The sequence below is a fragment of the Flavobacterium sp. genome (assembly GCF_027484705.1).
GTDB lineage: Bacteria > Bacteroidota > Bacteroidia > Flavobacteriales > Flavobacteriaceae > Flavobacterium.
In genome coordinates, this window is the sequence record NZ_JAIXSL010000020.1 from 141,450 (window position 1) to 163,589 (window position 22,140).

Here is a 22,140-nt window from a genome sequence, read left to right on the forward strand (position 1 = left end):
CGTGTCCTAAGGCGTAGCCGTGTCCATAGCCCGAAGGGCGTGTCTAAAAATTATCATTTTCTTCACAGAATTTCCGTTATCTTTGGCACAACCAAATGAATTACAGTAGTGAAACCCATGTCCGTGAAGAATTTTTTATACCTTTCGATTCTCCTGATTTCTTTCTCGATCAAAGCGAATTTCATCCTCTTGCCGATGGACGAAACCACGCAGAAAAACCACCTGAAAGCCTACGGAATCACGTATTGGTGTCTTGATAAACAATATAAAGCGAGCTGGCTTTTAAATTATCGCGGCGGTTCTTTTTTATTGCCCGATGCGCCGGAAATCCGAAAAGAATGTCAGATCCGTGGGGTGAGTTTCGAACTTTTATCCGATGCGGAAGCGAACCAGATTCTCGAAGAAATTTCAAGCCCTTCTCAGAATATGGAAACGGTCGTACTTGAAAAAGCACCTAAAATCGCCGTCTACACGCCTAAAGGCAAACAACCTTGGGACGACGCTGTAACTATGGTTTTGACTTATGCCGAAATTCCGTTTACACCGGTTTATGACGAAGAAGTACTTAGCGATCAACTCATTTTATACGATTGGTTGCATTTGCACCACGAAGATTTTACAGGCCAATACGGAAAATTTTTCGGTTCTTACCGCAATGCGCCTTGGTACATCGATCAGAAAAAAGACGCCGAAGCCTTGGCTGCCAAATTGGGTTATGCCAAAGTCTCTCAGGAAAAATTAGCCGTAGCCAAAAAAATCCGTGATTTCGTGATTGGGGGCGGATTTATGTTTGCGATGTGTTCGGCCACCGACAGTTTCGATATTGCTTTGTCGGCCGAAGGTGTTGATATTTGTGAGCCGATGTTCGACGGCGATGCTAGTGATGGCAATTACCAATCGAAAATTGATTACTCCAAAACTTTTGCGTTTAAGGATTTTATCCTCGACCGAAAACCCGAACATTACGAGTTTTCCGATATTGATATGACTGAAAAACGCAAAGTTCCGTTTGAAAAAGATTACTTCACTTTGATGGAATTCTCCGCCAAATGGGACGTGATTCCAAGCATGTTGTGTCAAAATCACACGCAATTGGTCAAAGGATTTATGGGGCAAAGCACTTCTTTCGATTCCGAATTGATCAAATCGAGTGTGTTGGTTTTAGGGAAATGCGAACTCAACGATGAGGCGCGATACATTCATGGTCAAAAAGGCAAAGGCTTCTTTACTTTTTATGGCGGCCATGACCCTGAAGATTACCAGCACCGCGTAGGCGACGAACCGACCGTTTTGGATCTGCATCCGAATTCTCCTGGATTTCGCTTAATTTTGAACAACGTATTGTTTCCAGCCGCGAGGAAAAAACCGCAGAAAACTTAGTACTCATTTAGCTATTATTGGATGCTCAGAAAAATACTTTTTCTTTTTTGTATGCTGTTGTTTTCAGGCTTATACAGTCAGGAAAAAACCAAGATTGACAGTTTGCAAAAGGAAATTGAGATTTTTGACCAAGCCAAAGCCAAGCGCAAAATCACTTCGGTCACTTTAGCCGATTCGGTCAAAACCAAATTGCTAATCCAATTGGCTAAACAATATGCTGAGTCAAATCCCGAAAAGGCTATCGTATTAACCCAACAATCTTTACAGTGGTGTTTGAAGATGAAGTATGCCAAAGGTGTGGGTTTGGCTTATAATACTTTCGCGCGCATCTATATCAGCAAATCAGATTTCAAACTTGCGATTGCTGCCGCTACAAAAGCCATTTCAATCAATAAAGAACTGCCCAATATTGAAAATCTGGGTTACAGTTATTCTGTTCTTGGACAAACGTATTTGTACCTGAACAATTTTACTTCGTCGTTAAAATATCTCAACGAAGCCTACACGATTTTCGAGAAATTGGGCAAGCATCGGAAAATGGCTATGGTTTGCAATGACTTGGCGATTCTTTACGGAAAATTGCCCAACGACCAAAAGGAATTGGAGTATTATGATAAAGCGTTGAAAGTCCTCGATATCAAAAAATCCAAAAAAGAGGAAGATTTGCGTTTTATCATCAAGGGAAATCTGGCGAATGTATATTCCAATCATTCCGAATTCGACAAAGCCAACCTGATATTGCTGCAATGCATCGACTATAACGAAAAGAATCATTTATGGTCCAATGCTGCCCATGATTACCAACAACTCGGCATCAATTACGGGCACATGAAACAATTCGACATGGCGCTCGAATATTCCAATAAGGCGTTGGTAGGCTTCATCGAAACTTCGAATAAATCCGGAGAAGCCGACTCGTACAGAAACATCGGCGAAGTCTATTTTTTAAGCAACCGACTCGATTTGGCCGAAACTTTCACCAAAAAGGGACTGCAACTTTCCACGCAAATCGGCGAACTCGAATCGATCAAATTTGCGTACGAAAACCTGGCGAAAATCTATGAGAAGAAACAAAATTTTAAAGAAGCGTATTTGAACCATGTGTTGTATAAAAAGATCAGCGATTCGATGTTCAATGCTGAAATCAATACCAAACTGACGCAAATACGGCTTACCAACGAATTCGAACGCAAAGAGGAAAAGCTTAGAAAAGAGCAGCAAAAGCGCGATGAAATTCACCTGCTCGAAGCCAGCAAACAAAAGAAAATAAAATATGTCGTGCTGATTTCATTGTTTCTGCTGAGCATTGTCACCGCGTCGATTTATCGAAATCTCAAAAATTACCAAAAACAGCGCAACATCATCCAACAGCAAAAAGAACAGATTGAAAACTCGTTGCTTGAAAAGGAAACGCTGTTGCGCGAAATCCACCATCGTGTTAAAAACAATTTGCAGATCATTTCGAGTTTGCTCAATATGCAATCGAATGATATTAATGACGCTGCGGTTTTAGCGATGATTCAGGAAGCGCAAAGTCGGGTGGAAGCGATGAGTCTGTTGCACCAGAATTTGTATCAATCCGAAGCCATCAATACAGTCGATGTCGAGAATTACCTAAAGCAACTCGTGGCTTACATCGCGCAGATGTTCGAAGGCGATTCCAAAAACATCAAAGTCAATATTGAAACACTCGATCTTCATTTCGATTTCGACACTGCGATTTCATTAGGATTGATTGTCAACGAACTGGTTTCAAACGCTTACAAATACGCTTTCAAAAACAATCCTGAAGGCACAATCTGGATTAAGATCAAGTCAATCAACGCGATGGATTACGAACTCAGTGTGACCGACAACGGCAAAGGTTTGCCCGAGGATTTTGACAACGAAAATTCAAAATCGTTAGGACTCAAACTCGTCGGGATTCTAAGCAAACAATTGCGCGGACAACTCACAATCAATACGAAAAATGATTTGACGGAATTTGTAGTAAATTTCAAGGATTTAAAAGCTTACCAAGCGAGTATATCATAAAAATTTTTGGTTATGGTGAAAATTTTAATTGTAGAAGACGAACTTATTATCGCCGAAGACGTGCGCCAGATGCTCACGAAAATGAATTACGAAATCGTTGGCAACGCCATGGATTACGAAGAAGCGATTTCCATGCTCGACAATACGAATCCCGATTTGATCTTGCTCGATGTCAATCTGAACTGCAAAAAAGACGGCATCGATCTCGCACAGGAAATCAACCAAAAATATAAGGTTCCGTTTATTTATACGACTTCTTATTCCGATTCGCACACGCTCGACCGCGCCAAAGCCACGAATCCGGTCAATTATCTCGTGAAGCCGTTCAAGGAAGAGCAATTGTTTACGGCGATTGAAATGGCGTTGTATAAAATTGCAGCATCCACGCAAACTACATCGTCCGAAGCTAACAATTCCGAGGCTTTGGTCATCAAGGATGCGCTGTTCCTCAAAGACAAATTCAAGTACACCAAACTGCAAATCAACGATATTCTCTGGATCAAATCCGACGGGAATTACCTCGAGATCAAAACACTGCACAAAGAAGAACTTATCCGCGCGACGTTATCCAATTTTATTGAGCGGCTCAACAGCAATATTTTCTTCAAAACGCACAAATCTTATGTGGTCAACCTTGAACATATGTCGAATCTTGAAACGAATTTCATTACGATTCAGAACACCAAAATCCCGATTGCGAAACCTTATTACGACGAGCTGCTGAAGAAACTCAACGTCGTTTAAGTCTTATTCCGAGTGGTTTTAAAGCCGCTCATCACAAACTATTTCGTTTTCATCACAAATAACCCGGAGTTCGTCACATTTATTTTCGAAACTCAGAAAAATAGAGTTGCTTTATGCTGTAATCATTACAATTCAACATATCCTATGATGAAGAAAATGTTATATGACGGAAAATTTCCACTCGATAACCTGAACGTTTCAAAAGTGATTTTCATTCTGGCAGTCGTAGGTTGCTCCATATTGGGTTCGATTCTACTCGTAGAATTCGTGCTCTTTTAGATCGTACGATCACTTACGAAATTCCTGAAATTTGCGATGCGAAAAACGTAGGGCAAGTACCATCGCTCCCCCGATTTCAGGAAGCAGGTTGTCTGTTTTGAGTAGGTTTGAGACTCCATTACTCAAAAAAAACCACCAATGTATGTTGGTGGTTTTAGTTTTTTTAGGCGCCGGGAACCTGCTGTCCAGTTTCGCAGCGTGGGTAGACATTTTTGGAGCCTAGTTCCGAGAAAAAAATATTACGGAGTTAGTGTTTTATTCAGGTCAAAGACGTGAATTTTTTCGATTTGGGGTAATATGAAAACTTTTCTCAATTTATTTGCTAAATCAATGTGCTATTTATATTCAATCAGTATTTTAGAAAATAAATAGTTTTAAAACCAATGTATTCTCCAGATTTATTGTATATTAACAAACTAATTTTAAAGCCACATCATTATGAAACTTTTTATTAGTTGTATTGCAATGTTAATATTTGCACAGTTTTCTTTTGCTAACGGAGTAGTGATTACCGATAGAGCAAGTGGGACTTATTTGAAAATGATAAATTCAGGAATTAGTGTTTCTGTACAAAATCAAATTTCTACTGTGAAAACCAGTCAAACTTTTTTCAATGATTCTAGTATTTCAGAAGCAATAGAATATGGGTTTCCTCTACCAAGTAATGCTTCTGTAACCCAATTGAAGTGGCGGGTTGATAATGGTGTGTGGCAATTTGCTTCCTTTATAAGTGGTGGTTCATCTGGGGGTACCGGCGGAACATTGAATGCTAATTTAGCTGCTTATTTAGGGGCTACCCCATTATTTTTTGTATTTAACAATCAAATAGCTGCTAATAGTCAAATTGAAGTAGAATTGACTTATGTCCAGTTATTATCCTATAGTTTTGGTGAAGTTACTTTCAAATATCCAAGTGATTATTCTTTAATTCAGTCTGGTATCATTACAAATACGCAGATCTTTAATTTTGAATTATCATCAGGAAGAACCATTGATACTATTGAAAGTCTAAATAATACAAGTACGATTACTAATGATGGACACTTGGCAACAGCAACGATCACTCAATTTGAATCTGCCTCAATAAATGATGTTGTTATCAAATACCGACTTGCTTCCGATGAACTGGGAGTCATACCATTTAGCACCATTTTGCCAGCGGGTCAAAATACTTGTGATGATTTTGGAAATGGTTTTTTTGGATTGGTTGTAGAACCTGAATCAAATCCCAATACGGCGATTATTCAGAAAAATTTTGTTCTGATTATTGATTCTTCAGGCAGTATGAGTGGAAACAAAATGACACAAGCCAAAGAGGCTGCTACATTTATTGTAAATAATCTAAATGTTGGAGATAAGTTCAATATTGTTGATTTTGATAATAATATTGTTCCTTTTAGACCAACACTGGTTGACTATAATCCTACTAATGCTGCTGCAGCTTTAGCTTTTATTAATAATATTGTGGCGCTTGGTTCGACAAATATTTCGGGTTCTTTAACAACAGCCATCAATCAGTTTGGTGGTGCTTCTCTAGATGAAGCAAATATTATTGTATTCTTTACAGATGGAGAGGCTACCGCGGGTATAACTTCTACGCAAGGTATTTTAACTTCTGTAGAAAGTTCAGTGGGTCAAATAGAAACAGAAATATTCCTTTTTACCTTTGGAATTGGTGACAATGTTACCACTGATTTGTTGACATTACTAGCCACAGATAATAATGGATTTGCAACGTTTTTAGGTAATGATGAAATTGCAGATGTGATCTCTAATTTTTATTTAACCATAAGAAACCCAGTTTTACTACACCCAGTCATTTCTGTGGTACCTGCAGACGCCATTAGTAACATATTTCCAAATCCGCTACCTAATCTTTACAAAGGGCAACAATTAATATTTACAGGACGATATCAAGTTCCTCAGGATATTCAATTAACGCTGTCAGGAACCGCATTTAATCAACAGGTTCAATACGTTTATAACCTAAATTTAAGCAATCAAAACAATCAGGCGTATGCTTTCTTGCCAAAATTATGGGCTAAAAATAAAATGGAAAGTTTGTTAATAGATTATTACTCATTGCCGCAAGGATCCCCAGCAGCGCAAACCATTAAACAAACTATTGAGCAAACAAGCATCTGTTACCAAGTTTTAAGCCCGTTCACCTCTTTGGGTGATAGTTCTCTGAGTGATGAAGAGTTTATGGCTGATGATAATAACCATTCTTTGAAGTTTTTCCCAAATCCGTTTACCTCTGAAACGAAAGCATCCATTTATTTGTATGAGTCAGCTGCTATTTTTATCAAAATTTATTCTATTGACGGTAAATTGCTTAAAACTATCACATTAGATGGGATTTTTGGTGAAAATTTGATTACAATAGATGGCTTAGATAATACAAACAATGTTTTAAGCGCTGGAATGTATATCTATACGATATCAATTGGAGGAAAGGATACTTATTTTGGTAAATTGATAAAAAATTAGAGCCTATATTGAACAAGGTGGATATACAAATTTAACAGCGCAAGTAAAGGAAATTGTATTGATAAAATTAGTTGTGTTTTTATAACCTCTTGTCTTTTTAGCTGGCTGAATTTTTGAGTTTACAACTTCAATGGCAGGTGCTGTGCAAAGTCTGGGGCTGTGAAGAAAAAGACACAGAATACTTAATTAATAATAAAAACCAGAAAGCCAATCAAATTTCGATTGGCTTTCTGGTTTTTAGCCCTGATGGAAGTGAGCATCCTTTTGCGGCGGCGTTTACTTCGTCAGTTCGCCAAAAGGCTCGGGTGACGCAAAAGATAAAACGGACAGCAGGATTAGCTTCTGAAAAAAACAGAAAAACTATTTGTTATTTTCCATTACATAGTTCAAGACTTTGCGCATCAAGTGCACGCGGTCTTTACCAGTAACGTTGTGTTTGTGCATCGGATACGCAAAAAAGTCTACTTGTTTATCTGCCTCAACGAATTTTTTGATCAGGGCGAAATTATTTTGCATCACAACAACATCATCCGAAGTTCCGTGAATCAAAAGCAATTTGCCTTTTAAGTCTTTCACATAATTCAAAGTGCTTGCTTCGTCAAATCCTTTTTGGTTTTCAGCAGGTGTATCCATATAACGCTCGCCGTACATCACTTCGTAATATTTCCAATCGGTTACTGGTCCGCCCGCAACGCCAACTTTAAATACGTCAGGTTTGCGCAACATCATCGAAGTCGTCATGAATCCGCCGAAACTCCAACCGTGTACTGCCAACTGGTTGCCATCAACGTAAGGCAAAGATTTTAAATAATCAACGCCTTTCATCTGATCTTCCATTTCGTTCACACCCAATCTTCCGTGAATTACACTTTCAAAAGCAAAACCACGATTGTCTGAACCGCGATTGTCTACCGTGAACACCAAATAGCCTTGTTCTGCCATCCAGTACATCCATAAATTCGCGCCGTCTAAATAAGAATTCGTAATCATCTGCGCGTGTGGTCCGCCATAAACGTATACCAACACAGGATATTTTTTGTTAGGATCGAAGTTGCTTGGTTTGATTAAGCGAGTGTACAAATCTGTCACGCCATCGGCTGCTTTGATCGTTTTGATTTCAGCAGTTCCCATTTCGTAACCGTCGTATTTGTTTTTGCTTTCGAGGATCGTTTTTGGTTTCAGGTTTTTGTCGTACATCAAAGATTTCGATGGCGTTGTGTGGTTTGAATATTCATCGAAAAACCAATTCCAATCGGTACTCGCGGCTACGAAATGCACCCCTTGATCTTTGGTAATCAGCGTTTGTTTTCCTTTCAAATCGACTTTGTAAGCCAACATATTCGTTGGATTTTCGCCAGTCGCCGAGAAATAGATTTCGGTTCCAGCCGGATTAGCACCCAGAATTTCCCTTGCCGGAAATTTATTGTTCGTCAGTTGCTTGATCAGTTTTCCGTCAATCGAGTAGTAGTACAAATTCTGGAAACCGTCTTTTTCGCTGAACCAGACAAAGTTATTCGACTTCGGATTCGGGAAGAATGCTTCATGCTCAGGCTCAACCCAATTGCTGTTTTTCTCATTCGTGATGGTTCTTACGTAAGCGCCAGTTTGCGCATCATACACATTCAAGGACATATCATTTTGGCCGCGGTTGAGCTCTGCAATCAATACGAATTTCTCATCAGGTGTCCAAGAAAGGTTCGTCAAATAATCATCGGCGTTGCCTCTTGGTTTGATAAAAACCGTTTTTTTAGAAGCGAGGTTGTAAATCCCGACGCGTGGTTTTTCGCTTTTTTGCCCAATCATTGGGTATTTGATGTTCTCTAATTTCCCCGGCGTTTCGTTGATATCCAGAATCGGATAATCCGCTACTTCGGTTTGGTCTTTCTGATAAAAAGCGATGTAATTGTTTTTAGGAGACCAGAAAATCCCTTTGCTGATGCCGAATTCGTTGCGCGCGAAAAACTGTCCTGAAACTACGGCTTCGTTGGTTTCGTTCGTAATCGCAATTTTTTCGTTTTTGCTGTTCGAATAGTAAAGGTTGTTTTTTTCGGTGTAAGCGATATTTTCCTTAGCGTTATCGTAAGTTTGGTTTTCGGCAGTTTCTGAGAACGTTCCCGCCAATTTACCGCTTTGCGTCGCCACATTATATTCGAAGAATTTTGGGCCGTTGGCAATCGTAAACGTGTTGGCATCTTTCCATTCGATTCCGATGAATGATTTCAGATCCGTACCTAACATTCTGTTCAAGTCCGCTAAGGCAATAAGTTCCGTAGCTTTCGAATCGGCCGTGTTTGCAGTCATCAGTTTTTTTCCGCCTTCCGCAAAAAAGATGTATTTGTTGGTATTCGGAATCCATTGGAAACCTAATAATTTGTCGGCGCGGAATTGTCGGTTTTGTTGTAATACGCCATCTTCAAGCGTAAGTTTTTTAGTCTGTCCGAAAGACGAAAAAGTCAGGAAGCAGCTTAAAAGTAGTAAGGAAATTTTATTCATAAGGTGTTTTTTAACGTTGAAACAAATGTATAAAAAAAGGATAATGCACAGCCTTTTGTTGGACTAATAACATTATCCTTTCTTACGATAGAGTTTGTGGTTATTTCAAATCCTGCTCGTTTTCTTTATCGAGATATTCCTGCACGATTTCAATGGCGTTGGTCACCACATCGCTCAAAGCAGTTATAAACGTGCCTTCTTCTGCGCTGTTGATTGCGTGTTTGATTGCTTCGACTTCTTTAGTGATGATTTCGTGAGTCACGTTCCTACCTGATTCTGCAATGCCTTCAAGAATTAGGTTGATGATTTCCTCTTCGGTTCTACCACGCAAATGTTTTTCCTGACGGATGATGATATGGTCGAACATGCGTCCGGCGATTTTCGCACATTCCTTGATGTCTTCATCGCGACGATCTCCGACACCGGCAATGATTCCGATTTTTTTATTAGCCACGACGGTAGTTAGAAAATCTTCAACACCGCGATATCCTGAGGCATTGTGCGCAAAGTCGATGAGTACTTTGAATTTCTTGAATTCGAAAATATTCATACGACCCGGAGTCTGCGCCGCACTCGGAATGAACGTTTGCAGCGACAAACTGATGTCTTCCGTTTTGAATCCTTGTAAGTAACTCGCTAAAGTGGCTGCAAGTACGTTTGCGATCATGAATTTTGCTTTTCCGCCCATCGTAAGTGGTACGTGTGTCGCGCGTTCGATACGGATTTTCCATTCGCCTTTTTTGACGGTGATGAAACCATTTTCATAGACGCAGACGATTTTGCCTTCCTTGCATAATTTTTTGATGAGTTCGTTTTCCTCATCCATGCTAAAATAGGCTACGTTACAACTGAGTTCCTGTCCGATTTTGACGCATTGTTCGTCTTCGGCATTCAAAATCGCCCAACCATCTTTCTTGACACTTTTGACGACGGTACTTTTGACACGTGCTAAATCTTCGAGCGTATGAATGTCGCTCAAGCCTAAGTGGTCTTCCTGAATATTGGTGATGACCGCGATGTCGCAACGGCTGAATCCTAATCCTGAACGAAGGATTCCACCGCGGGCTGTTTCGAGTACGGCGAATTCAACGGTCGGATCTTTGAGTATATATTCTGCTGAAACCGGGCCAGTCGTGTCGCCTTTTTCGAGCATATGATTCTGGATGTAAATACCGTCGGAAGTCGTAAAGCCAACTTTATAACCGTTGTTTTTGACGATATGTGCGAGCAATCTTGTAGTTGTCGTTTTACCGTTGGTTCCGGTTACGGCGATGATTGGAATTCGACTCGGTTTTCCCGGAGGATAAAGCATGTCGATTACAGGTGAAGCCACGTTTCTTGGCAAACCTTCTGAAGGCGCAAGGTGCATACGGAATCCCGGAGCAGCATTGACTTCAAGGATACAACCTCCATTTTCTTTTAAAGGTTGCGTTAAGTTTTCGGCCATAATATCGACACCACAAATGTCGAGGCCGATGACACGTGAAATACGCTCGCAAAGGAATACGTTTTCAGGGTGCATCATATCGGTTACATCGACGGAAGTTCCTCCAGTACTGAGGTTAGCGGTCGATTTTAAGTAAACGATTTCGCCATTTTTAGGAACGGAATCAACCGTATAATTTAATTTTTCAAGCAAATCTAAAGTGTCTCTGTCCACATCAATTTCAGTCAGCACGTTTTCGTGTCCGTAACCACGGCGCGGATCAAGATTGGTCGTGTCTATGAGTTGTTGGATCGTATCTTTTCCATTTCCGACCACGTGCGCCGGAACGCGTTTGGCGGCGGCTACGAGTTTATTGTCGATAATCAACACACGGAAATCAAATCCGGTGATAAATTTCTCAACGATGATTCTGCGGCTGTATTTTTTGGCATATTCCAATCCTGCAACGGCATCTTCCCAATTCGTTACGTTGATTGAAGCGCCTTTTCCGTGATTTCCATCGAGCGGTTTGAGTACGATCGGATAACCAATTTTTTTGATGCAGGCTTCTAAATCTTCTTCATCCACGCAGATGCTTCCGCTGGCTACGGGAATCGAAGCGTTGTCGAGCATGCGTTTGGTTTCTTCTTTATTACAGGCAATATCTACGGCGATGTTGCTCGTTTTGCATGTAATGGTTGCCTGAAATCGCATTTGGTTGACGCCGTAACCGAGTTGTACCAAGGAATTCGTTCCAAGTCGAATCCATGGTATGTCGCGCGCTACGGCTTCTTCGACGATGCTTCCGGTACTGGGTCCGAGACGCACGCGTTCTCTGATTTCACGCATTTTTTTGATATCGCCTTCGAGATCGTATTCGGAGCCTTTAATCAAAGCTTCTGCAATATTGACCGAACTTTCTGCGGCGAACAAGCCTACATTTTCTTCCGTGTAACTGAATACAACATTGTAAATTCCGGGTGTTTTGGTTTCGCGGGTGCGTCCGAATCCGGTTTCCATTCCGGCGAGGGTTTGTATTTCGAGTGCGATGTGTTCAATCACATGGCCCATCCAGGTGCCGCGTTCTATTCGTGAAAAGAAACCGCCGCGCGTGCCTTCGGAGCAACGGTGCTCAATCATGGTCGGGAACATCGCTTCGATGCGTTCGCGAAAACCTTCTATTTTATTGGTCGGGAACTGCTCCATTTCCTCTAAGTCCAAACGCATTTGGATGAGTTTTTTTCGTTGTACACTCCAGATATTCGGACCACGCAGCGCTTGTACTTTTAATATTTTCATTTTAGATAGCTATTTTGTATTGATTTCGTTAAAATATAAAATAATTATCAGACTGAAGCATTTTTTAGTATAAAAAGTTTTAAAATAGGTTTGTTTTCTTTGATTGATATTGATATACAGCTTTTTGAAATTAGTAATTCTTAAAACAGAAATTAGTTTTGGTTGAATCATTCGCAAAAAAAAAGAGATAGTTAGACTACCTCTTCTTCTTTAATAATTTTTGAAAAACTATTCACACCAAACTACCAAAGCAACTTCAATAATACCATTCGCATTGATTAAAGCATTTGAAAGCGTTACGGTTTGTGAACTTGTGCCACAAAAATAGTCTTGAAAAGAGCCGAAATGGTAAGTGCCAGGCAGTAAATTAGTAAAACAGGTTCCTTCCTGATTATCTGGATAAATGTACGCACCCGTTGCAGTGTTTTGACAGTAAAAACCTGCGTTATAGCTGGCAGGATTTCCTAAACTGTCCACAGTTTTGATGCACACATTGTAGGTTTTTATGTTTTGTTTGATCACACCAATTTTAGTAATAATATTACCTGCTTTATTGAATTGTCTGGTTAGTGCTGAGCGAATAGGCGTTATTAAATTTAAAGCTTGAGTCGTATTGTTTGCTACAATCGCTGCAGTCATTTGATTGGTTAAATTCAATAAAATATCATTCTGATTGACCAAATCCGTTGTTAGAGCAGTAATGGCAGTTGAAGAAAAATCAATCACCGAGTTGCTTTTGGCTAAAGCAACAAAATAGTCAACATCATCCGCTTGATTCTGAACTTGATTGACATGGTAATGCATTTTATCGCTAAATAAAGTCGCGTTTGGGTTTCCTAGAATGGTCAGCTGTTTTACCAGTTGATTTACTGCCTTTCTGGAATTTACGACTTCTTGCTGAACATTTTCAGCCGATTGAATGGCGGAATTCAAATTTTGTTCCGCGACCGATTGGGCAAAAGTTTGACCAAAAACAAACACCGTTAATGATAACGCGTAAAAGATAGCTTTTTTCATAATTAAAATATTTTTGATTAGTAATAGGTCAAAAGTAGCTTTTACCCATGGGCTTGATTTTATTTAAAATTTATTTAAACGTTAAAAATCAAGTTGTTACAAGCTAAAATATTTGAATTTTAAAACCATTTCTTAATAGTGGAGTAACCTGAATGAATTACTTTATGCAAATTCTCAATGTCCAGGTTTTGAAATATAAAAGAGCAGCCAATAGCTGTTGAAAACTACCGTAAAACATTTGCCTCAAAACCACGAAATACATTTGGATACTTTCAATTTTTGGTTATTTTTACCGCATGAACATACGAGGAAAATTAATCATTATCGGCGGCGCTGTTGACAAAGGAAGTTTTACGGAGACCGATTTAGACAAGAATGCAGCGAAGAATCTGAACTTTTTTGAGGCCGGAATCCTAAAGCGTATCATCAACGAATCGAAGCATAAAGAAAAATCCCGAATTGAAGTCATTACGACGGCATCGAAAATCCCGAGGGAAATCGGACCGGAATACGTGAAAGCCTTACATTATTTAGGCGCTGACAATGTCGATGTGCTGCATATCGAAAAACGCGAACAAGCTGTAGAAGCTGACGTTTTGGATCGTTTGCGTTCGGCTGATGTCGTCATGTTTACCGGTGGTGACCAATTGCGGTTGACGTCGATTCTTGGCGGAACTACATTTCACGATATTTTATTAGAGAAATACCAAAACGAAGAATTCATTTATGCAGGAACTTCTGCAGGAGCTGCAGCGGCTTCGAACAATATGATTTACCAAGGCAGCAGCAGTGAGGCTTTGCTCAAAGGCGAAGTCAAAATTACGAGCGGTTTAGGGTTGATTGACGGCGTCATCATTGATACGCATTTCGTGCAACGTGGCAGAATCGGGCGTTTGTTTCAGGCGGTGGTTGGGAACCCTAAAGTACTCGGCATCGGACTTGGAGAAGATACCGGATTATTGATTACGCACAACACCAAAATGGAAGCGATCGGTTCGGGACTTGTAATTTTAGTGGACGGCCGTGAAATCAAAGACACCAACTTAACGCAAGTGGAATTGGGGCAACCGATCTCCATCAATCACTTGGTAACGCATGTGCTCAGCATGCACGATACTTTTGATTTAACTACTTTTAAGATGACGATTAAGTCGTCGCAATATGTTTAATGGACACGCTACGCTTTAGACACGCTGCGCTTAGGACACGGCTACGCCTCAGGACGCGCTTCGCTTTGGACAGAGTAGTGTCGGTAGCGAGAGGTGTCTTAAGCCCGTAGGGCGAGTCCTGAGTGAAACGTGTCTAAAGCCTGAAAGGCGAGTCTAAAATCTACAATATGAAACTTATCATCCACGGCGGTTTTTTCTCAGAATCTTCCACAAACCACGAAACGAAAGTGGCCAAGCAAAACGCTTTGGAACGCATCGTAAAAGATTCTTATGAATTTTTGAAAACGCATTCGGCCGTCGAAACCGTGGTCTATGCCGTGTCGCTTTTGGAAGACGATGCTTTGTTTAACGCGGGCATCGGTTCGCAAATCCAGAGCGACGGAAAAATCCGGATGAGCGCGGCTTTGATGGATGGCGAAACCCAGAAAATGAGCGGCGTAATCAATATTGAAGAAGTCAAAAATCCGATACAAGTCGCTCAGGTTTTAATGAAAGAAGACGACCGTGTGTTAGGTGGAAGTGGTGCTACGAATTACGCCAGACAACACGGATTTGAAAAATTTTCTACTGAAATCGCGCAACGGCGTGCGGAGTATGAAGCCAAATTGAAATCGGAAGGATTAGGAACCGTGGGCTGTGTAGCTTTGGACAGTGATGGGAAACTTGCGGCTGCAACATCAACTGGCGGAAAAGGTTTTGAAATCCCCGGACGCATTTCTGATTCCGCAACCGTAGCCGGGAATTATGCCAACAGTATTTGTGGTGTGAGTTTAACAGGTGTTGGTGAAGATATTGTCAGCAATGCAACCGCGGCTAAAATCGTGACGCGTGTGACCGATGGCTTTACTTTGAAAGACGCTTTTGCCAAAACGTTTGACGAATTATTGCCGTATGACGGATTCGCCGGTGCGATTGCAATTGATTGCGACGGGAATATGTTTCATCAGGATTCGCATCCGAGCATGGTGTTCGCGAGTTTTGATGGCGAAAAATTTGAAGTTTTTGGATGATTTTAAGAGGTTAATCTTGAATGAAATAAAAACAAAAAACCCGGAAGCTTATCCGGGTTTTTTTATGGTGTTTTTAGGTCGATTTAGAAACCAAGTCCGACTGCAAAACCTTTTACAGTAGCCGATGGGAAAGCAGCAAGCTGGGTAGCGGTTCCAGTCATAGTATTGATGGAATAAATACCATTGTTTCCGCCGACGGTCAGCAGTGCATAAGCATTATTTGAAGTGCCGCCGATATCAAAACCATTACTGGCTGACGCATTCACGCCAAGCGAACCCACACTGGTTAACGTTCCGTTGTTGGGTGGATTTTGGAGGTATAACATATCGGTTGTGGTATCGATGTCGAACAGCGAGGTAGCAGTTGTTCCTGGGAAATTGTTCAGGTAAGCTACAGCGGTTACGTTTGGTGTTCCCGGGTTGAGTGCCGTATCCGTTGCGGCCAAGACTCCGTCGTTAGGGTTGACGCGTAGGTTTTGTCCGGTATTGCTCACAATACGAATGCGGTCCACAACAGGATTGAAATCAAAACCAAAATCGGTACCATCAGGAATGAATGCCGGGCCTGCGCCAATCATCGTGGCGGCTACGGTTGCGGTATTCAAACCATAGATTCTTCCGGTACTTCCGAGTGCGAAAAGTTGTCCAGTAGCCGGACGCATGTCGATGCCTAATATTGTTTCTGAGGGTTGCAGGTTTGTGATGGCTTTGGTAACTGGTGTTCCGGGATTCATGAAATTGAAAATATGCAGATTGTTCGAACCATCAATTGCATAAGCTACCGGATTTGTTGGGATGGCCAACCCGATGATTGAAGTAGCTAGCATGCCCAGTTCGGTTGCTTTTCCGTCGCTAAGACTGATTTGGTATAAATGATCCATGCCGCCTGTGGTTAAGTTGGCTAGTGCGATGCCATTTTTAGCATCGATGTCGAAACCACCATCAGCAATTGCGGTTGCTGAAAGTTCTAGGCTTCCAATCAAAGTCAATGTTCCTGCATTTGGCGGGTCTTGTTTGTAAAGCATGCCCGAAGTGTAATCGATGGCGAAAAGTTCGGTAGTCGTTGCGCCTGCGGTATTGTTGGTGTAAGCTGCTGCACCGATATTCGGTGTTCCCGGATTCAGGTTGGAATCTGTTGCGGCCACGGCTCCGGTTTCTGGATGCAATCTAAGATTTTGTCCGCTCGACGTGACTACCCGGATGCGATCTACAGTCGGGTTGAAATCGAAACCGGTAAGTGAACCTGTAAGGGCTGGTGTGAAAGGCGCTGTTCCTAATGCGGTTGCAGCTCCGGTGTTGCGGTTGATCAGGTATAATCTGCTGGTGCTGCCGAGTCCGTATAATTGGCCGGTTGCGGGACGGAAATCGATGGCTAATAAGTTTTCGCCTGTTTGTAATCCTGTTACAGGTGTGTTACTAAGCGTTGCAGCGGTGTTGTTGGCGTTGTATTTCAGGAGCGCATTGGCTGAAGTCAGTCCGTAGAATTCGAGATTCGGTTTGACTACAACAGGCGGCAAATCGTTGTCATTGCTGTCGTTGCTGCAACCTGTGAAAGTCGTTGCGATAATTGCTGTGCCCAGACAGCATAGGAAGTGGATTGTTCTTTTCATAATCAAAGTGTTTTTAAGTGTTAATTGGATTAACATGTACGGAAGGAACCGTAGTTCGGTTTTCCAACACAGTGAATTTTTGAAATTTAGTTTTTCATAAATGGTTAAATGCTTTTCTAAAACAGATCTTCACCACGTATTCATTAATCATACTCATAGACAAACCTGCTTTGCTGGGTAATATTGCCATTGTCATCATAGTAGGTTTTATTAATGACATCAATATTGCCATTGGAAAGCGTCGTTTGCTCGGTGCGAACAGATACATAAGTAGTGCCATGGAAAGCCTCGGATAGTTGCTCACTCATCAGAAAAAAACCATCGGCGTCATAGGTAGTGGTTTCGTTATACAATAGTTCGCCGTTGTTGAAACATTCGGTGTAGACAGGTTTTCCTTCAGCATTGTTGGTATAGACTAATTTTTCGTAAGTGTCCCAAAGTAAAGGAACAGGATACCAATCTGAATATTCTTTCGAAATCAGAAAGGCGTTGTTGTCGTAAATATAATCGGTTTTGTACCTGAGTAACCAATTGTTGTCGGATGTCCAAACTTCTTGTTCCTCTTTGACTAATTTCCCGCTGGCATTGTAGGTAAATGTATGGCGCATGTCATTAACCCAAGCCAGTGGACCGCTTTCGCTTATGTAACGCAACTTCTGGTCGATTTGCTCGCTCGCATGACCGCTGTCGGAGAGGGTATAGGTGGAGCGTTTTGCATCGATCCAGTTTTCGCCCGATGCGGTTTGGAAAAGACTCGATGACATCATGGTGTTATTGCCTTCATAATTGTAGGTTGTTTTGTAGGTATTATACCATTGGTCTCCAACATAGTCTTGGCGTAGAATCGATTTGATTCGCGAAGCGTTGTTATTGACGGAATCGTCTGAAGAGCAGGCGGCAAATGAAAAGGTTAGGATAATAAGTAGAAGGGAGATTGCTTGTTTGATTTTCATAGAATGCTTTAAAAAGTGAAATAGACAGCCAAATATACCTTTTTAATGTTGAAAAAAACGGCTGAATTCCAGAGCATTAATAAAAACCCCGGATGTTGCGTGAAGGATAGGAGCGATAGCCCGCAGCGCAGCGAGGACTTTAGCGGATAGCCTGACCCTTGCGGGCACGCCCAAAAAATTGGAACACGGATTAGGCAAGTTGCACAGATTATCACGGATTTTAAAACTTCAGCGCCAATAAAAAACAAAAAACCCGCTCTTGCGAACGGGTTTCTCTATAGTAAGTAATTTCAATCTGGTTGAATAAACGTTTATTTTACTTTGTGAAGTATGGCTTTGAAAGCTTCCGGGTGATTCATCGCTAAATCGGCTAAAACTTTACGGTTCAATTCGATACCGTTCTTTTTAACTTGTCCCATGAATTGAGAGTAACTCATGCCTTCGAGACGGGCTCCGGCGTTGATACGCTGAATCCATAACGAACGGAAGTTTCTCTTGTTTTGCTTTCTGTCGCGGTAAGCGTATACCATTGCTTTTTCAACGGCATTCTTCGCAACGGTCCAAACGTTTTTTCTACGGCCAAAGAAACCTTTGGCTTGCTTCATGATTTTTTTTCTTCTTGCTCTTTTAGCAACTGAATTTACTGATCTTGGCATAATTTTCTGTGTTTTTGTAGCAGGCGTCCGAATTGAATCGAGGAACTTAAAGGCCCAACTCCAAGGTTATTAAAATAATTTTTAACCTAAAGAATTTTTCTAACGAATTAGATGATTCTTAATTGTTGTTTGATGCTTTTCTCATCTGTTTTGTGAACTAACGCTGAATGTGTCAACGCCAATTTACGTTTTTTAGATTTTTTAGTCAGGATGTGACTTTTGAAAGCATGCTTTCTTTTGATCTTTCCAGAACCAGTAACTTTGAATCGTTTCTTGGCGCTAGATTTGGTTTTCATTTTAGGCATTTTTCCTAGTTGTTTTTGATTTACTTCTACTTACTATCTTTTAGCTTTAGGCTTTAGGCCGTATGCTTTATGCTTTTTTTTAGGAGCTAATCCCGCTATTCGTTCCCAATCTTTTGTGCCGAACACCGTCACAAAAGGATTTCCACTACTATCGGGGCTAGGGCTTTAGCGGTTAAAACTCCCGCGCGCCTCCTGGCTCCTTCGCTAAAAATGTCCATTGGACATTTTCTTAACGCTCGGTCCTACTTCTTCTTCTTCGGCGCGATGAACATAATCATTCGCTTTCCTTCCAATACCGGCATCGCTTCGACTTTTCCGTATTCTTCTAAATCCGTGGCGAGTCTTAACAATAAGATTTGCCCTTGGTCTTTATAGATGATCGAACGTCCTTTAAAGAAAACGAATGCTTTCAGTTTAGAACCTTCTTTGAGGAATTTCTCGGCGTTCTTTCTTTTAAATTCGTAGTCATGCTCATCAGTCTGCGGTCCGAAACGGATTTCTTTCACAGTGATTTGAGTAGATTTCGCTTTAAGTTCTTTCTCACGCTTTTTCTGCATGTAAACAAACTTCTTGTAATCGATGATCTTACAAACCGGCGGATCGGCATTCGGGGATATTTCCACCAAATCCAATTCGAATTCATCGGCGAGTTTCAGAGCATCAGCGATTTTAAAAACCCCTGGCTCGACATTATCGCCCACAAGTCTTACTTCTGCAACACCACGAATTAAATTGTTGATCCGGTGTGCATCCTTTTTTTCTACTCTGGGTTGGTAACCCTTGTTGCTTCTTATTGCTATGACTTTATTATTTTAAGTTAAACGGTAAATACTTTTAATGTTTTGTCGATTTCTTCCTGAATGATCTTAGCGAAATCCTCAATCGAAACCGTAATGTTGCCTTTTCCTTCCTGCCCGTGACGGCGTACGGAAATGGTGTTGTTCTTCTCTTCTTCCTCGCCTACAATCAGCATGAACGGTATTTTCTGCGTTTCAGCATCGCGGATTTTGCGTCCGATCGTCTCGTTTCGGTTGTCAATTAGGGCGCGAATTTCGTGATTTTCTAGCAGACTCAAAACTTTTTTGGCATAATTTTCATATTTCTCGCTCAAAGACAAGATTATAGCCTGTTCAGGCATGAGCCAAATCGGGAAATTTCCTGCGGTATGCTCAAGCAAAATCGCAATGAATCTTTCCATCGAACCAAACGGTGCGCGGTGAATCATCACCGGTCTGTGTAGCTTGTCATCAGCGCCTTTGTAAGTCAATTCAAAACGCTCAGGCAAGTTATAATCTACTTGAATTGTTCCCAATTGCCATTGTCTGCCCAAAGCATCTTTCACCATGAAGTCGAGTTTCGGTCCGTAGAACGCCGCTTCACCATATTCCACAACGGTATTCAAACCTTTATCTCGTGCAGCATTGATGATCGCGTTTTCAGCTTTTTCCCAATTCTCATCGGAGCCGATATATTTTTCACGATTTTCCTGATCTCTCAACGAAATCTGTGCGGTGAAGTTTTCAAATCCTAAGGAACTGAAGACATACAACACCAAATCGATTACTTTTTTGAACTCTTCGTCAAGTTGTTCCGGCGTACAGAAAATATGCGCATCGTCCTGAGTAAACCCACGAACACGTGTCAATCCGTGCAATTCACCACTTTGCTCGTAACGGTATACGGTTCCAAATTCAGCGTAACGTTTCGGCAAATCTTTGTACGACCAAGGTTTGGTATTGTAGATTTCGCAGTGGTGCGGGCAATTCATCGGTTTCAATAAGAATTCTTCACCTTCTGCCGGCGTTGAAATTGGCTGGAAACTATCTGCGCCATATTTCGCGTAATGCCCTGAAGTCACGTACAATTCTTTCTGCCCGATGTGCGGCGTCACGACTTGCTCATATCCGGCTTTTTTCTGTGCTTTTTTCAAAAACTGCTCTAAACGGTCGCGCAATGCAGCACCTTTTGGCAACCATAATGGCAAACCTTGTCCGACTTTTTGAGAGAATGCGAACAATTCCAATTCTTTTCCTAGTTTTCTGTGGTCGCGGCGTTTTGCTTCTTCGAGCAATTCGAGGTAATCCGTCAAATCTTTTTGTTTTGGGAATGATACGCCATAAACACGGGTCAACTGCTTATTCTTTTCATCGCCACGCCAGTAAGCACCGGCTACGCTCATGATTTTCATCGCTTTGATGATCCCGGTATTCGGAATGTGTCCGCCACGACATAAATCGAAGAAATTCGCGTGATCGCAAAACGTAATCGTCCCGTCTTCAAGGTTCGAGATTAATTCCGTTTTATACTCGTTATTTTTGTAGATTTCCAACGCTTCAGCTTTAGAAACCGAACGCATCTTGAATTCATGTTTCTCTCTTGAAATTTCCAACACGCGGTCTTCAATTCTTTTGAAGTCGGCATCAGTGATTTTCTGGTCGCCGAAATCCACATCATAGTAAAAACCATTGTCAATCGCAGGTCCGAGCGTCAGTTTGATGCCCGGGAACAATTCTTCCAGAGCCTGCGCCATCACGTGGGAAGTCGAATGCCAGAACGCTTTCTTGCCGTCTTTGTCATTCCACGTAAACAATATAAGAGCACCGTCGGTCGTCAGTTGGGTTTCCGTTTCTACAGTCGTACCATTGAAAGACGCAGAAATCACATTTCTCGCCAATCCTTCACTAATGCTTTTGGCAACATCCATTGGTGTTACTCTGGATTCAAACTCTTTTACCGAACCGTCGGGTAGTGTAATCTTAATCATTGTTGTTCTTTTAGGAAGCGCAAATATAAGGATTAGAAAAACACATACAATAGGTAGGTCGATTTTGATTTTTTAATTTTTCCTTAGGAGCTTTGTCCCGCTCTCCAATACAATCTTTGTCTGCGAACGCCGCAGACAAAGGATTTCCATTGCGATCGGGGCTAGGATTGCGGTTAAACAAAAAAACTTTCCTCTTCAACCAACGCACGTCCAGTAAGTTATAAAAAAAAAAAAAAAAAAGGTTAGAAAATATTTGCAGAAAAGTAAAAGAAGTGTTTATCTTTGCACCCCGCAGAAGGGAATATGTTCTTTTAAATTACTGGTAATAAGCGAAGAGAAAATAAAATTAAAATTTATTTTACAAAACGCTTGCAGGAACAAAAAGAATGGTTACTTTTGCACCCGCTTTGAGAATGAAAGCGCAGCATAAAAAGAGAAGACACGTTCATAGACATATTGAATTGACAGCCGCTTCGAGAGAGATCTCGGAGCAAAATAAAGAGAGTAAGAG

General features: G+C 41.2%; 16 protein-coding genes. 7 read left to right on the forward strand and 9 right to left on the reverse strand.

Features of this window, described 5'->3' with window-relative positions:
• Nucleotides 1-117: 117 nt before the first annotated feature.
• The 5 genes from Q0058_RS12610 (at nucleotide 118) to Q0058_RS12630 (ending at nucleotide 6,927) form a co-directional block, all read left to right on the forward strand.
• Nucleotides 118-1,380 carry an asparagine synthetase B gene (locus Q0058_RS12610; RefSeq protein ID WP_298224507.1) on the forward strand — a complete coding sequence of 421 codons (1,263 nt, stop codon included), beginning with the start codon at nucleotides 118-120 and terminating at the stop codon, nucleotides 1,378-1,380.
• Between the two features lie 21 nt (nucleotides 1,381-1,401).
• Nucleotides 1,402-3,414 carry a histidine kinase dimerization/phosphoacceptor domain -containing protein gene (locus Q0058_RS12615; RefSeq protein WP_298224468.1) on the forward strand — a complete coding sequence of 671 codons (2,013 nt, stop codon included), beginning with the start codon at nucleotides 1,402-1,404 and terminating at the stop codon, nucleotides 3,412-3,414.
• Nucleotides 3,415-3,426: 12 nt separating this feature from the next.
• Nucleotides 3,427-4,158 carry a response regulator gene (locus tag Q0058_RS12620; RefSeq protein ID WP_298224471.1) on the forward strand — a complete coding sequence of 244 codons (732 nt, stop codon included), beginning with the start codon at nucleotides 3,427-3,429 and terminating at the stop codon, nucleotides 4,156-4,158.
• A gap of 144 nt (nucleotides 4,159-4,302) precedes the next feature.
• Complete coding sequence (locus Q0058_RS12625; RefSeq protein ID WP_298224473.1) at nucleotides 4,303-4,437, forward strand: hypothetical protein; 135 nt, start codon at nucleotides 4,303-4,305, stop codon at nucleotides 4,435-4,437.
• Nucleotides 4,438-4,875: 438 nt separating this feature from the next.
• Entirely contained in the window at nucleotides 4,876-6,927 is a 2,052-nt protein-coding gene (locus tag Q0058_RS12630; RefSeq protein ID WP_298224475.1) for a VWA domain-containing protein, read from the forward strand.
• 360 nt (nucleotides 6,928-7,287) lie between these two features.
• On the opposite strand, the gene Q0058_RS12635 is transcribed toward Q0058_RS12630, so the two are convergent.
• From Q0058_RS12635 to Q0058_RS12645, 3 genes are all read right to left on the reverse strand, one after another.
• Nucleotides 7,288-9,420, reverse strand: coding sequence for a DPP IV N-terminal domain-containing protein (locus Q0058_RS12635; RefSeq protein ID WP_298224477.1), 2,133 nt, complete (start codon nucleotides 9,418-9,420; stop codon nucleotides 7,288-7,290).
• Between the two features lie 100 nt (nucleotides 9,421-9,520).
• Nucleotides 9,521-12,145: a cyanophycin synthetase gene (gene cphA / locus Q0058_RS12640; protein WP_298224479.1), complete on the reverse strand. Its 2,625-nt coding sequence runs from the start codon at nucleotides 12,143-12,145 to the stop codon at nucleotides 9,521-9,523.
• 228 nt (nucleotides 12,146-12,373) lie between these two features.
• Nucleotides 12,374-13,162, reverse strand: a complete 789-nt coding sequence (locus Q0058_RS12645) for a hypothetical protein (protein WP_298224481.1) — start codon at nucleotides 13,160-13,162, stop codon at nucleotides 12,374-12,376.
• A gap of 296 nt (nucleotides 13,163-13,458) precedes the next feature.
• On the opposite strand from Q0058_RS12645, the gene Q0058_RS12650 reads away from it, so the two are divergent.
• The gene (locus tag Q0058_RS12650; protein ID WP_298224483.1) at nucleotides 13,459-14,331 is read left to right on the forward strand and encodes a cyanophycinase; all 873 of its coding nucleotides are present in this window, start codon (nucleotides 13,459-13,461) and stop codon (nucleotides 14,329-14,331) included.
• Between the two features lie 167 nt (nucleotides 14,332-14,498).
• On the forward strand, nucleotides 14,499-15,341 hold the full coding sequence (locus tag Q0058_RS12655; RefSeq protein WP_298224485.1) for an isoaspartyl peptidase/L-asparaginase: 843 nt from the start codon (nucleotides 14,499-14,501) through the stop codon (nucleotides 15,339-15,341).
• A gap of 83 nt (nucleotides 15,342-15,424) precedes the next feature.
• Here the strand turns inward: Q0058_RS12655 and Q0058_RS12660 are convergent, their stop codons facing one another.
• From Q0058_RS12660 to thrS, 6 genes are all read right to left on the reverse strand, one after another.
• Nucleotides 15,425-16,951: a DUF4394 domain-containing protein gene (locus Q0058_RS12660; RefSeq protein WP_298224487.1), complete on the reverse strand. Its 1,527-nt coding sequence runs from the start codon at nucleotides 16,949-16,951 to the stop codon at nucleotides 15,425-15,427.
• A gap of 143 nt (nucleotides 16,952-17,094) precedes the next feature.
• A complete protein-coding gene (locus tag Q0058_RS12665; protein WP_298224489.1) occupies nucleotides 17,095-17,904 on the reverse strand; it encodes a hypothetical protein in 810 nt (269 codons plus the stop codon).
• A gap of 311 nt (nucleotides 17,905-18,215) precedes the next feature.
• Entirely contained in the window at nucleotides 18,216-18,560 is a 345-nt protein-coding gene (rplT, locus tag Q0058_RS12670) for a 50S ribosomal protein L20 (RefSeq protein WP_298224491.1), read from the reverse strand.
• 107 nt (nucleotides 18,561-18,667) lie between these two features.
• Nucleotides 18,668-18,865 (reverse strand): 50S ribosomal protein L35, encoded by a 198-nt coding sequence (gene rpmI / locus Q0058_RS12675; protein ID WP_011921545.1) that lies wholly within the window; start codon nucleotides 18,863-18,865, stop codon nucleotides 18,668-18,670.
• Between the two features lie 242 nt (nucleotides 18,866-19,107).
• Nucleotides 19,108-19,659 (reverse strand): translation initiation factor IF-3, encoded by a 552-nt coding sequence (gene infC, locus Q0058_RS12680; protein WP_298224509.1) that lies wholly within the window; start codon nucleotides 19,657-19,659, stop codon nucleotides 19,108-19,110.
• A 23-nt stretch (nucleotides 19,660-19,682) separates the two neighbouring features.
• On the reverse strand, nucleotides 19,683-21,629 hold the full coding sequence (thrS, locus tag Q0058_RS12685) for a threonine--tRNA ligase (protein WP_298224498.1): 1,947 nt from the start codon (nucleotides 21,627-21,629) through the stop codon (nucleotides 19,683-19,685).
• Nucleotides 21,630-22,140 lie beyond the last annotated feature (511 nt).

Bases quoted from the DNA above. Each gene is read 5' to 3' on its own strand.
- Q0058_RS12645 (WP_298224481.1), bottom strand. From the start codon at position 13,162: ATGAAAAAAGCTATCTTTTACGCGTTATCATTAACGGTGTTTGTTTTT.
- rpmI (WP_011921545.1), bottom strand. From the start codon at position 18,865: ATGCCTAAAATGAAAACCAAATCTAGCGCCAAGAAACGATTCAAAGTT.
- thrS (WP_298224498.1), bottom strand. From the start codon at position 21,629: ATGATTAAGATTACACTACCCGACGGTTCGGTAAAAGAGTTTGAATCC.
- Q0058_RS12625 (WP_298224473.1), top strand. From the start codon at position 4,303: ATGATGAAGAAAATGTTATATGACGGAAAATTTCCACTCGATAACCTG.
- cphA (WP_298224479.1), bottom strand. From the start codon at position 12,145: ATGAAAATATTAAAAGTACAAGCGCTGCGTGGTCCGAATATCTGGAGT.
- Q0058_RS12635 (WP_298224477.1), bottom strand. From the start codon at position 9,420: ATGAATAAAATTTCCTTACTACTTTTAAGCTGCTTCCTGACTTTTTCG.
- Q0058_RS12610 (WP_298224507.1), top strand. From the start codon at position 118: ATGTCCGTGAAGAATTTTTTATACCTTTCGATTCTCCTGATTTCTTTC.
- Q0058_RS12630 (WP_298224475.1), top strand. From the start codon at position 4,876: ATGAAACTTTTTATTAGTTGTATTGCAATGTTAATATTTGCACAGTTT.
- Q0058_RS12620 (WP_298224471.1), top strand. From the start codon at position 3,427: ATGGTGAAAATTTTAATTGTAGAAGACGAACTTATTATCGCCGAAGAC.
- rplT (WP_298224491.1), bottom strand. From the start codon at position 18,560: ATGCCAAGATCAGTAAATTCAGTTGCTAAAAGAGCAAGAAGAAAAAAA.
- Q0058_RS12655 (WP_298224485.1), top strand. From the start codon at position 14,499: ATGAAACTTATCATCCACGGCGGTTTTTTCTCAGAATCTTCCACAAAC.
- Q0058_RS12660 (WP_298224487.1), bottom strand. From the start codon at position 16,951: ATGAAAAGAACAATCCACTTCCTATGCTGTCTGGGCACAGCAATTATC.
- Q0058_RS12650 (WP_298224483.1), top strand. From the start codon at position 13,459: ATGAACATACGAGGAAAATTAATCATTATCGGCGGCGCTGTTGACAAA.
- Q0058_RS12615 (WP_298224468.1), top strand. From the start codon at position 1,402: ATGCTCAGAAAAATACTTTTTCTTTTTTGTATGCTGTTGTTTTCAGGC.
- Q0058_RS12665 (WP_298224489.1), bottom strand. From the start codon at position 17,904: ATGAAAATCAAACAAGCAATCTCCCTTCTACTTATTATCCTAACCTTT.